Annotated in this window: 15 protein-coding genes; 9 read left to right on the top strand and 6 right to left on the bottom strand. The window is 58.8% G+C overall.

From position 1 onward, the window contains the following. Nucleotides 1-152: 152 nt before the first annotated feature. The 4 genes from BUA94_RS23895 to BUA94_RS15710 all read left to right on the top strand — a co-directional run bounded on the left by BUA94_RS23895 (nucleotide 153) and on the right by BUA94_RS15710 (nucleotide 3,975). Nucleotides 153-284 carry a hypothetical protein gene (locus tag BUA94_RS23895; RefSeq protein WP_268877524.1) on the top strand — a complete coding sequence of 44 codons (132 nt, stop codon included), beginning with the start codon at nucleotides 153-155 and terminating at the stop codon, nucleotides 282-284. Between the two features lie 92 nt (nucleotides 285-376). After that, nucleotides 377-1,474: a carboxynorspermidine decarboxylase gene (locus BUA94_RS15720; protein ID WP_175558063.1), complete on the top strand. Its 1,098-nt coding sequence runs from the start codon at nucleotides 377-379 to the stop codon at nucleotides 1,472-1,474. 78 nt (nucleotides 1,475-1,552) lie between these two features. After that, nucleotides 1,553-2,791 carry a saccharopine dehydrogenase family protein gene (locus tag BUA94_RS15715; protein WP_073014415.1) on the top strand — a complete coding sequence of 413 codons (1,239 nt, stop codon included), beginning with the start codon at nucleotides 1,553-1,555 and terminating at the stop codon, nucleotides 2,789-2,791. A gap of 164 nt (nucleotides 2,792-2,955) precedes the next feature. Next, on the top strand, nucleotides 2,956-3,975 hold the full coding sequence (locus BUA94_RS15710) for a 2-hydroxyacid dehydrogenase (protein ID WP_073014256.1): 1,020 nt from the start codon (nucleotides 2,956-2,958) through the stop codon (nucleotides 3,973-3,975). A gap of 86 nt (nucleotides 3,976-4,061) precedes the next feature. Here BUA94_RS15710 and BUA94_RS23615 read toward each other — a convergent pair whose 3' ends face one another. Continuing rightward, on the bottom strand, nucleotides 4,062-4,445 hold the full coding sequence (locus BUA94_RS23615; RefSeq protein WP_175558062.1) for a hypothetical protein: 384 nt from the start codon (nucleotides 4,443-4,445) through the stop codon (nucleotides 4,062-4,064). Here BUA94_RS23615 and BUA94_RS15705 point away from each other — a divergent pair. The 3 genes from BUA94_RS15705 to BUA94_RS23370 all read left to right on the top strand — a co-directional run bounded on the left by BUA94_RS15705 (nucleotide 4,437) and on the right by BUA94_RS23370 (nucleotide 6,483). Next, nucleotides 4,437-5,555 carry a putative bifunctional diguanylate cyclase/phosphodiesterase gene (locus tag BUA94_RS15705; RefSeq protein ID WP_175558061.1) on the top strand — a complete coding sequence of 373 codons (1,119 nt, stop codon included), beginning with the start codon at nucleotides 4,437-4,439 and terminating at the stop codon, nucleotides 5,553-5,555. The genes BUA94_RS23615 and BUA94_RS15705 overlap by 9 nt on opposite strands. A gap of 173 nt (nucleotides 5,556-5,728) precedes the next feature. Then, complete coding sequence (locus BUA94_RS15700) at nucleotides 5,729-6,058, top strand: TM2 domain-containing protein (protein WP_084082061.1); 330 nt, start codon at nucleotides 5,729-5,731, stop codon at nucleotides 6,056-6,058. 8 nt (nucleotides 6,059-6,066) lie between these two features. Next, entirely contained in the window at nucleotides 6,067-6,483 is a 417-nt protein-coding gene (locus BUA94_RS23370; RefSeq protein WP_175558060.1) for an NINE protein, read from the top strand. An 87-nt stretch (nucleotides 6,484-6,570) separates the two neighbouring features. Here BUA94_RS23370 and BUA94_RS15690 read toward each other — a convergent pair whose 3' ends face one another. The 5 genes from BUA94_RS15690 to BUA94_RS23365 form a co-directional block, all read right to left on the bottom strand. Continuing rightward, nucleotides 6,571-8,463 carry an ABC-F family ATP-binding cassette domain-containing protein gene (locus BUA94_RS15690; RefSeq protein ID WP_073014253.1) on the bottom strand — a complete coding sequence of 631 codons (1,893 nt, stop codon included), beginning with the start codon at nucleotides 8,461-8,463 and terminating at the stop codon, nucleotides 6,571-6,573. Nucleotides 8,464-8,555: 92 nt separating this feature from the next. Beyond that, entirely contained in the window at nucleotides 8,556-9,986 is a 1,431-nt protein-coding gene (locus tag BUA94_RS15685; RefSeq protein ID WP_073014252.1) for a DUF2254 domain-containing protein, read from the bottom strand. A 72-nt stretch (nucleotides 9,987-10,058) separates the two neighbouring features. Further along, nucleotides 10,059-10,925, bottom strand: a complete 867-nt coding sequence (locus BUA94_RS15680; RefSeq protein WP_175558059.1) for a DUF4344 domain-containing metallopeptidase — start codon at nucleotides 10,923-10,925, stop codon at nucleotides 10,059-10,061. Nucleotides 10,926-11,215: 290 nt separating this feature from the next. Then, a complete protein-coding gene (locus tag BUA94_RS15670; RefSeq protein ID WP_073014249.1) occupies nucleotides 11,216-11,755 on the bottom strand; it encodes a DinB family protein in 540 nt (179 codons plus the stop codon). Continuing rightward, nucleotides 11,752-12,099 carry a hypothetical protein gene (locus BUA94_RS23365; RefSeq protein WP_139251164.1) on the bottom strand — a complete coding sequence of 116 codons (348 nt, stop codon included), beginning with the start codon at nucleotides 12,097-12,099 and terminating at the stop codon, nucleotides 11,752-11,754. The genes BUA94_RS15670 and BUA94_RS23365 overlap by 4 nt, the downstream gene beginning before the upstream one ends. Nucleotides 12,100-12,236: 137 nt before the next feature. Here BUA94_RS23365 and ndk point away from each other — a divergent pair, with 137 nt between their 5' ends. Further along, complete coding sequence (gene ndk, locus BUA94_RS15665; protein WP_073014248.1) at nucleotides 12,237-12,659, top strand: nucleoside-diphosphate kinase; 423 nt, start codon at nucleotides 12,237-12,239, stop codon at nucleotides 12,657-12,659. Between the two features lie 158 nt (nucleotides 12,660-12,817). Further along, a complete protein-coding gene (locus BUA94_RS15660; RefSeq protein ID WP_073014247.1) occupies nucleotides 12,818-13,924 on the top strand; it encodes a YHYH protein in 1,107 nt (368 codons plus the stop codon). Nucleotides 13,925-14,016 lie beyond the last annotated feature (92 nt).

The raw sequence follows: 14,016 nt of genomic DNA, 5'->3' as shown, positions 1-14,016 counted from the left end.
GAGGCGCGTTCGGCGAAAGGGGGAGGCGAAACCGGCAGCCTTGTCGCCCCAGACCGCCGGCAAAGCTGCAGCATCTCCATTCGTCATCCTCGGCCTTGTGCCGAGGACCTATTGAAGTCAATGGCTTGCAGATGGTCGGGACAAGCCCGACCATGACGAACGAGAAGAAAGCCAGTTTTTCATCAAACTCAGGCGCCCTTGCTGCCCTTGCCTCCCGCCAACAGGTCATTTTCCTCTGCCGCCTTCGCAATCCTGTCATGCTCAATCTTGATAAATCGCGCTGATACCTATGTTTCCCATTGTGGTCAGGGGCCAAAACGGGTAATCGGCCCCCCTTGGCTGGTTCCCTCTCACTTGGTGTTCGGAAGGGCTGGAGATGATCCCCACTCCCTATTATCTCATCGACAAGGCGCGGCTGCTGCCGAACATGGAAAAGATCGCGTGGCTGCGCGAAAATTCCGGCGCCAAATCCCTTCTGGCATTGAAGTGCTTTGCCTCCTGGTCCGTGTTTGACTTCATGAGCCAGTACATGGACGGGACGACCTCGTCTTCCCTGTTCGAAGTAAAGCTCGGCCGGGAGAAGTTCCCGGGCGAAACCCATGCCTATTCCGTCGCCTATGCGGATGACGAGATCGATGAGGTTCTGGCGTCCTCCGACAAGATCCTTTTCAACACGATTGGTCAGTTGACCCGGTTCGAGGCTCAATCTGCGGGTCACGTGCGGGGATTGCGCGTCAATCCGGGTGTTTCGACCTCCAGTTTCGACCTCGCGGATCCGGCGCGGCCTTTCTCCCGCCTCGGTGAACATGATCCGGAGAAGATTGCCGGGGTTGCGGATCTCGTCTCAGGCTTTATGTTCCACAACAATTGCGAGAATGCGGACTTCGACCGGTTCGACGGAATGCTCGGTCATATCGAGCAGCGTTTCGGTCATCTGATCCGCGGCATGAAGTGGATCAGCCTGGGTGGCGGTATTCATTTTACCGGCGAAGGCTATCCGCTGGAAAAACTGGCAGAGCGCCTGAAGCGCTTTGCGGGGGAGAACGAGGTTCAGGTCTACCTGGAGCCTGGCGAGGCGGCGATCACCAAGTCGACCACGCTGGAAGTGACCGTGCTGGACACGCTCCACAACGGCAAGAACCTGGCCATCGTCGACAGCTCGATCGAAGCGCACATGCTGGATCTCCTGATCTATCGGGAGACTGCCAAGATGTCGCCAAACAGCGGACCGGAAGAGTGGATGATCTGCGGCAAGTCGTGCCTGGCAGGTGACATTTTCGGCGAGTTCCGCTTCGAGCAGCCACTGAAGGCCGGTGACCGCCTGTCCATGCAGGATGCCGCTGGCTACACGATGGTGAAGAAGAACTGGTTCAACGGCGTGAAGATGCCGGCCATTGCAGTGAAGGAGCTGGACGGAACGGTGAACGTTGCCCGCAGCTTCTCCTATCAGGATTTCGTGGCGGCTCTCTCCTGAGCCGTCCGGATGCAGCCCGCCAAGTCCCGGCCGGGCGAATTGGAAGACCCTTTGGACCTAAGGAGGACTATGGGCGAAATGAAACGCAACATTCTCATCATCGGCGCCGGTGGCGTCGCACAGGTTGTGGCGCATAAATGCGCGCAGAACAACGACCTGCTCGGCGACATTCACATTGCTTCGCGGACAAAATCGAAGTGCGAGCGGATTATCGAAAGTATCCGCGAGAAAGGCAGCCTGAAGGTCGATGGCGTTTTGGAAGCCCATGCCCTCAATGCGATGGAAACGTCTGAAGTCGTCTCGCTGATCAAGCAGACCGGCGTTCAGATCGTCATCAATGTCGGCTCCGCCTTCGTCAACATGTATGTGCTGGATGCCTGCCTGGAAGCGGGTGTTGCCTATATGGACACAGCCATCCATGAAGACCCGGCCAAGATCTGCGAGACCCCGCCGTGGTACGGAAACTACGAGTGGAAGCGCCGTGAGGCTTGCGCGGAGAAGGGTGTGACCGCGATCCTCGGCGTCGGCTTTGATCCGGGTGTCGTCAACGCCTATGCCAAGCTGGCCATCGACGACTACGTCAAGGAACCGGCGTCCATCGATATCGTGGATATCAATGCCGGTTCTCACGGCCGCTGGTTCTCGACCAACTTCGATCCGGAAATCAACTTCCGCGAATTTACCGGCACGGTCTATTCCTGGCAGCAGGGCGCCTGGCAGGAAAACAAGATGTTCGAAGTCGGCACGGAGTGGGAGCTTCCGGTCGTTGGAACCCAGAAGGCCTATCTCACCGGCCACGACGAAGTGCATTCGCTGTCAGCCAATTATCCGCAGGCGGATGTCCGCTTCTGGATGGGCTTCGGCGATCACTACATCAACGTCTTCACGGTGCTGAACAATCTCGGCCTTCTTTCCGAGAAGCCGGTGACCACCGCGGAAGGGTTGGAAGTCGTGCCGCTGAAACTGGTCAAGGCAGTCCTGCCGGACCCGTCGTCGCTTGCGCCTGACTATGAAGGCAAGACCTGCATCGGCACCCTCGTGAAGGGCAAGACCGACGGCAAGGATGCGGAAGTCTTCATCTTCAACGTGGCGGACCACAAGGACGCCTATAATGAGGTCGGCTCCCAGGGCATCAGCTACACCGCCGGTGTTCCGCCAGTTGCAGCTGCCATGCTGATCGCAGACGGAACCTGGGACGTGGGCACGATGAAGAACGTCGAGGAGCTTGATCCCAAGCCCTTCCTGGCGATCTTGAACCGCATCGGCCTGCCGACGGAAATCCAGGACGCCAACGGCATCCGTCCGTTCACCGGCTGAGCCTGAAGGACGTCACCAATTTGGAAATCCCCGGGGCGATGCTCCGGGGTTTTCTGTTTTGGCGCCCAGTTTTGACGCCCAGTGGTGTGCGCGAGGTTGTCTGCCGGAGATTTGCATCCTAATCTGAATTGAATTGTCCAAGTCCTTGCCGTGAAAGCTTTTTCATGTCCTCTTCCTTCCGTGTCGATGTCTTCAGTGCCAAGCCATATGACCTCCGCTTTCTGGAGGAGGCCAATGCTCAGGCCCAAGCCGAGACTGGAGCCGGGCTGACTTTCGTCTTCCACGACATGCATTTGACCGAGGACAGCGTGAAGCTGGCGCAAGGCTCAGGGGCCGTCTGCGCTTTCGTCAATGACGACCTGTCGGCTCCGGTCCTTGAGAGCCTGGCCGCCATGGGCATCAAGCTGGTGGCCATGCGATCTGCCGGGTTCAACAACGTGGATCTGGAGGCCGCCGCCCGGCTCGGCATTTCGGTCTGCCGGGTTCCGGCCTATTCGCCCTATGCGGTCGCCGAGCATGCGGTGGCCTTGATGCTGACCCTCAACCGCAAGACCCACCGGGCCTATAACCGGGTGCGGGAGGGCAATTTCGCGCTCGACGGTCTCATGGGCTTTGATTTTCACGGGCGGACGGTGGGCATCGTCGGCACGGGGCTGATCGGACAGATCCTGACGGGCATCATGACCGGCTTCGGCTGCAAGGTGATCGCCAGCGACCCGGTGGTCAATCCGGCCTGCACGGCGATGGGGGCAAGCTATATGCCCTTCGAGGAGCTGATCGCACAGGCGGATATCATTTCCCTGCAATGCCCGCTGACCCCGCAGACGCGGCATCTGATCAATGCGGAAGCGGTTGCCCGGATGAAGCCGGGGGTCATGCTGATCAACACGTCCCGCGGGGCGGTGATCGAAACCGCGGCGGTGATCGAGGGTCTGAAGAGCGGCCGCATCGGGGCGCTCGGACTGGACGTCTATGAGGAGGAAAGCGACCTCTTCTTCGAGGACCTTTCGAACACCATCATTCCGGATGACCTTTTTGCCCGCCTGCTGACCTTTCCGAATGTGCTGATCACCGGGCACCAGGGGTTCTTTACCCGGGAGGCCCTGTCCGCAATCGCGAAGACAACCTTGGATAATATCGCAAGCTTTGCTGCGACCGGTGAGGCCAGATACCCGGTCGGCTGAAGCCCGGTCTCTTTAGATTTCCCCTGCCAGTGTGGCCGGAAATTACTTCACTTCTCAAGTGAACGCAGATTCTGAAACTATTGCATTCATTGTTTTATTTTAGAAACCCCTTGCCAGTTGCCATTAGGTAAGGTTTTGAGTGTCATATATTTCCCTGCGAAAAATGACAGGGCACTCGGGGGGGTGAAGACACTATTGTGATTATAACAGGGGCTGTTGAGAAGCTTTTCCGGCGAGACGATCTGTCGAGCTGGACGGAAGCTGGGGTCAAGAATACCAGGGCGCGAAACCTTATCCTTTTCGGTGGTTTTGCATGTGTGGCCGCCAGTTCGGTTTGGGGCATTTTTTACGCCAGCAAGAGCTACTGGTGTCTTTTCGGGATCAATCTCGTCACGGTCAGCGCCGGCCTGGCAATGATCTTTCTCTCCTTTGGCAATCACATTCGTTTTGCCGGCATCATTATGGCCCATGCGCTGGTGTTCACTGTCACCATGTCGTCCCTGTCGGACGTGCCGGTTGATGCATTGCCCCGCTCGGTCTACATGAACATGCTGCCGGTCTCAGCGGCGATTTTCTTTCTGTTCAACCGGGAAGGGATCTATCTCCGGGTCATTCTTCCGGTTCTGTCGCTGCTGATCTTTCTGGCCTTTTCGATCAACGTTCCACAGCTCTCCCATTTCGAGCTGATCGCGCCGGTCCCCCCCAGCATGGCGGGGGTCTGGATCAACAACATCACCGGGATCGTGGCGACAGCGATTGTGGCGGTCATGATGCAGGCAAATATCAATGCCCGCAGAACCATGGAAAGCGACATGCGCCGGGGCATTGCCCGCGGCGAGTTCCACCTTCACTATCAGCCCCAGGCGGACCGTCACGGCGCAGTCTTCGGAGTGGAAGCGCTCTTGCGCTGGAACCATTCGGCCAGAGGCAATGTCTCACCCATGGAGTTCATTCCGCTGGCTGAGGAAACCGGGCTGGTCATTCCGATCGGGGACTGGGTTCTGCGCATGGCCTGCGCCCAGCTGGTGCAATGGAGCAAGTCCCCAGAGACTGCCCATCTGACGATCGCCGTCAATGTCAGCGCGGTCCAGTTCCGCCAGCCCGACTTCGTCGAGCAGGTCAAATCCATCGTTCTGGTGAGCGGGGCCCGTCCGGAAGGGTTGAAGCTGGAGCTGACGGAAAGCGCCTTGGCGGAAGATCCGGACGTGGTGCTGGAAAGAATGCAGGCGCTCCGGGACTTCGGCATTCAATGGTCGCTGGATGACTTCGGAACGGGCTATTCGTCGCTCAGTTCCCTGAAGCGCTTTCCCTTCGACCAGATCAAGATCGACCAGTCCTTCATCCGGGATCTCCTTGCGGACGGGCGGAACATGGCCATCGTGGACACGATCATCCGCCTTGCCCAAAGCCTGGATCTGGCGATCATTGCGGAAGGTGTCGAGACCGAGGCGCAGCTCAAGGCGCTGCATGCGGCAGGCTGCCCGCATTATCAGGGATATCTGTTCGGAAAGCCCTTGCCAGCTGCCGAACTCGACAAGATCTTTTTGTCCGAACGGAAAGCTGTCCGAGCTTTTGGGTGAGGTTCTGCCACGGAGCTGCAATCTTGACGCGATACACATTTTCGCGTGCTCCCTGAAAATTTTTCAACAGGGAATTGGCATGTTGCCGGGTGGAAGCCTTTGGCACAATCGCCGGTTATGTTAGGCGCAGGCAACTGGCGGTTCGCCGGGTAATTCGAATTGGAGATTTTGAAATGGTTACAGAAACTGGAGTTGCTGCCGCACCCCGGATGGTTCATTGCGCCACCTGCGGCACCGAAATCGCTGCAATTGCCCCGGCTTGCCCCAAGTGCGGCGCACCCAATGCCGTTGCTCCGACTTCCAACAAGTCGATGGTTGCAGCCGCATTGCTCTGCTTCTTCCTGGGCACCCTCGGCATTCACCGTTTCTATGTCGGCAAGATTCTGACCGGCATCCTGATGATTGTGACCCTCGGCGGACTGGGCATCTGGACGCTGATTGATCTGGTCATGATCATTGTCGGCTCGTTCAAGGACAAGAACGGCCTGCCGCTGAAGCGATGAGCTCTCCGATGGAAGTCGAGCAGACGGGCGGCTGGAACCATTGCAGCTATTGCGGCAAGAAGATCGCAATGGCTGCCCGGGCCTGTCCGGAATGCGGAGCGCCTCAGGCCGCGGCCAAGGAAGATGTGAGCCCGAAGAGCTATGGCGTGGCCGTCGCCTTGTGCGGTGTGTTCGGAATGGTGGGCATCCACCATTTCTATCTTGGCAACATTCTGCATGGCCTGTTCGACCTTGGCTTGTTCCTGTGCTGGTTCCTCATCTGGGTGACCGGAGCTGCCGATGGCAACGGTTTCCTGATCCTTTTGGCCGTTGCCTGCTTTATCGCGGATTTCGCTCATACGCTGGTCATCTTCACGAAGCTGATTTGCGGCTCCGCCCATGACAGTCAGGGCAGGCGGGTGGCCATTCCAGGCCATACGGGCTGATGTTCTTCGTCATCAAATGAAAAGGCCCGGACAGCAATTGCTGCCCGGGCCTTTCTGTTTCCTGGCTCGTTCCTGTGAGCCTTCGTCTCAGTTGGCGCTTTCGTACTCGGAGGAAAGCTCCAGCCATTCCTCTTCGGTCTTGATCAGCTTCTTCTCGCAGAAGGCCCGTTCCTTAGCGAATTTCTGCGCCCTTGTGGGATCGGCCATGTAGAAGCCTGGATCGGCCAGTTCCTGGTCGATCATCTCGAGCTTCTTCTGCAGGCGGGCGATTTCCTTTTCCGCCTCGTCGATGCGCTTGCGCAGCGGCTTCAGTTCCGTGCGCTTGACGGCTGCTTCCTTGCGCTTTTCCGTCGGCTTGACGGGCGCCTTTTCCTGCTGCTTGGCTTCGTCGCTGGCCTTGGTCTTCTTCTTCGCGTCCGGACCCTTGATGATCAGGTCGCGATAGTCGTCCATATCACCGTCATAGGCAGAGACACCGCCATTGCCGACGAGCCAGAGCTGATCCGCACAGGCTTCAACCAGATGCCGGTCGTGGCTGATCAAGATGACGGCGCCCTGATATTCATTCAGCGCCATGACCAAGGCCTCGCGGCTGTCGATGTCCAGGTGGTTGGTCGGCTCATCGAGGATGATCAGGTTTGGGCCATCAAAGGTGGCAAGCCCCAGAAGCAGACGGGCCTTCTCGCCACCGGAGAGATCCTTGGCCGGGGTCATCATCTTTTCCGTCGGCAAGCCGAAGCGGGCGACACGGGCACGCACCTGCGCTTCCGAAGAGGTCGGCATCAGGCTGCGCACATGGTCGATGGCGTTCTCGGCCGGGCGCAGCTCATCCATCTGGTGCTGGGCAAAGAAGGCGATGTTGAGCTTCGTGGCCTTGGTGATCTCGCCGCCCATGGCGTCCAGACGGTTGGACAGAAGCTTGGCGAAGGTCGACTTGCCGTTGCCGTTCGCGCCCAGAAGCGCGATGCGGTCATCCGGCTGCACGTTGACGGTCAGGTTCCGCAAGATGGCCTTACCGTCATAGCCAACGGACACGCCTTCGAGCTTGATGATCGGAGGCGCAAGACGGCCCTTGGGATCCGGGAAATGGATCGGGGTCGAGCTTTCCTCGGTCAGGGCGGCAATCGGCTGCAGCTTTTCCAGCATCTTCAGGCGTGACTGGGCCTGACGGGCCTTGGATGCCTTGGCGCGGAAGCGGTCAACGAAAGCCTGCATGTGCTTGCGCTGCACATCCTGCTTTTCCTTGGCCTTCTGCTGAAGGATCATGGTCTCGCGGCGCTGCCGGTCGAAACTGTCATAACCGCCGCGATAGAAGGTCAGCTTGCCCTGGTCCAGATGCACGATGCTGTCGACGGCCTTGTTCAGGAGGTCGCGGTCGTGGGAGATCAGCAGCACCTGATGCGGATAGCGGGAGACATAGTTCTCCAGCCACATGGTGCCTTCAAGGTCGAGGTAGTTGGTCGGCTCGTCGAGCAGCAGCAGGTCGGGCTCGGAAAAGAGCACGGCCGCCAGAGCCACACGCATGCGCCAGCCGCCGGAAAAGGCGGAGCAGGGACGCTGCTGGGCTTCCGCATCAAAGCCGAGACCGGACAGGATCGCGCCCGCGCGTGCTTCCGCCGTGTGGCTGTTGATGTCCGCAAGGCGCATGTGGATCTCGCCGATCCGCTGGGGGTCCTTGGCAGTCTCTGCCTCTGCCAGAAGGGCAGTCCGCTCGGTGTCGGCGGCCAGCACGACTTCCATCAGCGTCTGTTCTGTGCCCGGGGCTTCCTGAGCCACCTGGCCGATCCGCGACTGCTTGGGGATCTGGACGGTTCCGCTTTCAGGCACAAGATCACCGGTGATGATCTTGAATAGGGTCGATTTGCCCGTGCCGTTCCTGCCGACCAGTCCGGTCTTGGTGCGGGCGGGCAGGGTGACGCTGGCGTTCTCGATCAGAGTGCGCCCGGCAATACGGAAGGTGAGGTCGGAAATCTGTAGCATGGCCGAGGTTTTGAACGAGGCGCTGCAGCGATGCAAGCGGGAACATGGCTTTGCAGCGAAATGCCAAGCATTTCCGTATCACAGTTGGCTGCTCAGTCGTCCTCCAGCTTCATCCGGACACCGGTCAGCTGATCCTTCAGGTCCTGAAGGTCGCGGTCCAGAGGCCCGGTCTTCTCATAGGTGGCAATCAGATCCTCCGCATGGGAGGCGAGAAGGCGGCGGACACGGTTCGTGCGCGCTGCCGCATAGAGGCGCTGGATCATGCCCGCCAGGTTCATCAGCATCAGGAGATTGTCGGCGGCAGCCAGGCGCAGGGGCTGTAACGACTTTTTCAAAAGCTCTTCGAGCGTGAGACCCGGAATGCGCAGACGCGGCTTGTCTTCGCTGTCCAGATGGATGTTCTCGCGCAGGCCCTTGGCAACAGGCTCGCGCAGCACTTCCGACAGCCGGTTGGTGCAGGCTATGGCGGTGAAAGTGTCGTTGACGCCGGGGGACAGGGCCCGCAGGGCAATTTCCAGCAGAAGATTGATGGCGAAGATGATGTCCTTCTCGCTGCCTCCCACCGTATCCAGATGAACTTTCTCGCGCACGGAGCGCTCGATTTTCTGGCGCGGGGTCTCTTCCTTTTCCGGCGTGTCGGCTGTCTCGTCCTCGCCGTCTGCCGGAATATTCTCGTCCTTGTCAGTCTTTGCGGATTTTGCGAGGGCGCGTTTGGGTTTCTCTTCTTCTTCGGTCCCCACAAGGCTCCGGTCCCCGTAGCGGATCCGCAGAATGTCGCTGCCCTGGGTGACAAAGCTCGCCGGTGGCATGCAGAGTTCCACCAGAATGTCGTGCTTCTCAGCGCAGGCGACGAGCTCCGGCACATCCGGCACGGAGATGAAACCCGTCTCTTCCGCAGTGATCAGCACATCGAACCCGTCTTTGCTTGGCCACTCGCAGTCATCTGAGGTCTTGTCGGACCGGACGACACGGGTCATCCGGCTCTTCAGTTCGGAGCCGATTTCGGCGATTTCCTGATCGATCATCACGCTGACGGAGACCGAGTGCACGAAGTAGATCAACTGCAGCACGGAAATGGCCGCCAGCACGAAGGCCGTGCCAATGGAGTGATAGGGAACGAATTTTGGTCCCGTGCAGCTCAGGATCGTCAGGGAGAACAGGAAGGTCCCGCCAAGGAGCCCGGCCGTCATCTGGCTGACCCGGTCATTGGTGAAGCGCTTCAGGAGGCGGGGAGCAATCGTGCCGGCGGCCAGGGTGAAGACAACCAGCACAAGGGAGTAGACAAGGCTGAGCGTGGTCATCGCCGCTGAGGCAATGGTGCTCAGGATTGAGGTGGCCGTGTCATAGGAAAGCCAGTCACTGAAAGGGGGAACGCCGAACCAGGGCAGAAGGCCGAAATAGTCGATGCCGAGCGGAATGCCGCTGGAGGCCCAGATGATCAGCGCGACCGCGCCTGGGACCGTGATGAAGCCATGATCTGACAGGATCGGTTGCAGCAGTTTCTTCAGTCTGGTCCGGTCCAAATGGCGTCCTTCCACGCAGCATGCCCCTGGCTGGCATTCGTGTTCAAACACCAGCTCCCGTTGGACAACGCGTCAGCGGTTCATTTGTTCCAGATGATCCGTGGCAAAACGCAGGATCAGATCGTAGCAGATGAGGAAATCACGGGTGCGGGGATCGAAATAGGCTGTTTCTTCCCCGCAGGAGGCAGCGCGCATGATGACAGGCGCCGGGAAGCGGTAGAAGTCATCCAGCTCCCGGGCTGCGTTCTCGAGGATCTGGCTCTGCTTCAGCATCTCGACCAGAATTTCGTCGCCTCTCGGCACCTTGTTGTAGCTGACAGCCATGCGGCGGGTGTCATCCCCCTCCTTGCGCAGGTGGTTTGCCAGGATCTTGCTCCAGACCTGCTCGGTCTTCTCGTACTCGCGAACACAGCTGGAGACCTGCTCGTCGCTCATGCCTGTCCCTTCTCTCAAGGAAGAAAAGACATCCGGGTTGCTTCCCACCAGGAGACAAAGGATCCGTTCCACCCGTTTGCGGTTAATGTTCTGGTAGCGGAAAAACTTTGGCCACTGAGACCGGGGCTTTGACGTGATTGCCAGAGCGCTTCGGATCGCAAGAGTACGGCTTTCCTTCAAGGCAGTCTTGGTGCTGTTGATCAGGTAGAGTGCCGTAAGGGTGTCGATCGTTGTTTCAATCTCGCCGCGGACAGGCAGGTTGAGCTGGGACATCAGCATGCGGCTGGATTGCTGGGCAACGACAAACATCGTGCTGCCGGCGACATCGGCGAGGAACGTCTCCCGCTCTTTCACCGGCATTGCCAAAAGTGCGGTGTTCATGTCGGTAACCGCCGCAGGGGGGACCAGCTCATGGGCAATGGCTGGCTTGTCGGACAAACCTGCAAACAGTCCAGTCAAAAGAGCCGCTGTGGCGCGGACTACGGTCCAGCCCAACTTACGCACTCTGGCACGCGGTTTCCTGACCAGCATAAGGAACGAACTGGCTCGGCACGCGGGCAAAAAGGCTTGCGAGGAGAGTGTGTTTGCCATCGGTGGAACGGCCGACCCGGATACTGGCACTAAGCGGGGACTGCAGACTGTCAGGAAGATCTCGATCTGACTGAGAACACGCTTCAAGCCCGTCAATTCTGCCCGTCCGTCTGCTTGCTTCGGTCACCCTAGACTAGCTGTCTTTCCTGAGAGGGGAATAGGTATTCTACCAAATGATAAAAACACGTAGTTGCCAGCTCCTGTCAGATGGCCGCCTTCTTCGTCTTGTGAACCCGCAAGGTGCCGCGGCCGGTCAGGTTCTGGAAGAGATGCAGATCGGTACCGGAAACGGTGAGACCTGCCTGGCTGAGAAGGACCTGAACCTGGGAGCGGTACTGGGTCTGCTGCTGGAACATATGCAGCATGGCCATGCACAGGGGCTGGTGGAAATCTGCGCTGGCATCCGGGTCCTGCAGGGCAATCGTCTTGGACAGACGGGACTCGGTCAGGGAATGGGCGAAGTTACAAAGAGCTTCATCAAGTGAGGACCGCTTTTCCTGAAGGTCATCCAGACATGTTGCCGGGGAGCCGAAGGCAAAGAAGGAGTTCATAGGCTCGCCGGAAAAGCGGGACAGCCAATGCCCATCCGTTGCCATGCCCGACACAAGGGTTTCATGAACGGAACCAAGCATCGGCTGGTGGTTGTGATGATAATCGTGTTCGGTAAGCTTGGAACAATCGGACAACAGCCGGTCATTTGCCCATTTGTTGTGCTCGCTGAGGATGCAAATAAAAACTTTCAAGACAATTCTCTCCCGGCACGGAAGTGCCAATGCGTCGAAATATTTTCAAAAAGGCTGCGCTTTTTCTTGAGGGCTACTGCAAAACCATCCAGACCAGCGCCAGTGACCAGATACGCTTTTTTCACAATGGAGTTTTGCCCAAGAGCCCTGGAAAGGCTCTGGAAAAAATCTGGCAATTTCCGGAACTTGCCAGAAAACGGACCTGCAAGGTGAGCAGAACACCAGCCGGTTTTGCCGTGAAGAAGGTCCTGAACGGGGAGGCGCGGACACATGCCCGTCTTGGCTTTTCGAAGGGACGGAACTCTGCAAGTCTGCTTCCGCGCGAAGGAGAAGGCTTTTCCCATGCCTGCTTATGCCGCTGCCCCTTGCGGTCAACGGCCGTCAAAGCTATAGGAGGCGCGAAATTCGAGCCGGAGCGGAAACCTTTTCGACCGGCACCTGATCAGGCCGCAAGGCCAAGTTTGTAGAGAGATTGAGACCCATGGCGATCGAACGCACCTTTTCCATGATCAAGCCGGACGCAACCAAGCGCAACCTGACCGGCGCCATCACCAAGAAGCTCGAAGACGCAGGCCTGCGCGTCGTTGCTTCCAAGCGCGTTTGGATGTCCATCCGTGAAGCCGAAGCTTTCTACGCTGTTCACAAGGAACGTCCGTTCTTCGGCGAACTGACCGAGTTCATGTCCTCCGGCCCGACCGTTGTTCAGGTTCTGGAAGGCGAGAATGCCATTGCCAAGAACCGTGAAGTCATGGGCGCCACTAACCCGGCACAGGCTGACGAAGGCACCATCCGCAAGGAATTTGCCCTGTCCATCGGCGAAAACTCCGTTCACGGTTCCGACGCTCCGGAAACCGCTGCTGAAGAAATCGCTTTCTGGTTCTCCGGCGTCGAGCTGGTCGGCTAATCAGCCTCTTCCGAAGTCATTTCGGTAAAGTTCAGGGCCGGTACCGCAAGGTGCCGGCCCTGTTACGTTTCGGTACAAACGAATACAGTACGAAGATAGGTATTCCTCGCTGTTTCGCCTAGGTTTTTCCGGTGGGCGGAATGAAAGAGGAGGGTCCTATGAGATCAATACTTGCACTGTCTGTGGCTGTTTTTTCACTGCCGGCCTTTGCACATGACTCCAGCTCACATCTTGAGGGAGAGCATGCGCAGGAAGAGGCTTCCGTTGCCGAAGAGCTTTTCCAGTTGCTTGTGCCAAGCGCAGAAGCGGCCCTGAACTTCGAGGTGAAGGGCAACTACCGCTATATTCACGCCGACGGTTATCCCTACAAGGCGCCCGGCCAGTTTCCCAATTCCGGCAATCCGAACAGCATCTCCAAAAAGAACTATCAATTGCGGGTGCCACTTGATCCGCACAAGGGAAGCAAGGCGACCTCCGCGCAGGGAACGCCCTTCGGCATTGCTCTCAACGGCGTTCTGTTCGATCCGGGAACTGCAGAGTTCTGGCAGAATGACCGGCGGTCCGGGTGGAACTATGAGGCGCTGGGCGGCGCCTGCGAACTGGGGCTGGATCAATACAATGCCCATGTGCAGCCGGATGGGACCTATCATTACCACGGCGTTCCCGAGGGCCTGATGAGTGCCAGGGGCACGGACGGTGCGCCTGCCTTGCTCGGCTATGCCGCCGACGGTTTTCCCATCTATGGCCCCTATGGCTATGCCTCAAGCACCGGATCGGGTGGTCTTGTGAAGCTGAAGAGCAGCTATCGCATGAAACAGGGCAGCCGGTCCGGCGGTCCGGGCGGGCGCTATAATGGCAAGTTCACCCAGGACTGGACCTATGCTGCGGCAAGTGGCGACCTGGACCAGTGCAACGGCCGATTTGCCGTGACCCGCGAATATCCGGAAGGCACCTATCACTATGTGCTGACCGACAGCTTCCCCTTCATTCCCAGATGCTGGATGGGAACGCCGGACACGAGCTTTTCCCGGCTGAAGGCCGGTGGCCCGCGCTGGGGCAGCCTTGATGAACCGGAGGGAACGCAGGAGGAGGTCCAGGCCGCTTTGCTGGAGGGGCAAGATGAAGCCGGGGAGGTTACACTCGTCGAAGTGCGCGGCGGTGACTGGCTGCCGCCCTTCCTTGGCGGAGGCCGCCCCGGTGGTCCGCAGGCGGGCCGCCCGCCCGCTGGCCGGTCTGGCGGTCCTTCTCCCTGCCGCGGAAAATAACGGCATGAGAGGTTGATATGTCTGGTGCGGCGGGCCTTGGTCTGCCGCACTTGCCGTTCTTGCGGACGCAGTGCTTGACAGATGCCGGTTTC

It is taken from the genome of Roseibium suaedae, from assembly GCF_900142725.1.
GTDB classification, from domain to species: domain Bacteria; phylum Pseudomonadota; class Alphaproteobacteria; order Rhizobiales; family Stappiaceae; genus Roseibium; species Roseibium suaedae.
This window is presented reverse-complemented; position numbering and strand designations above follow the sequence as displayed.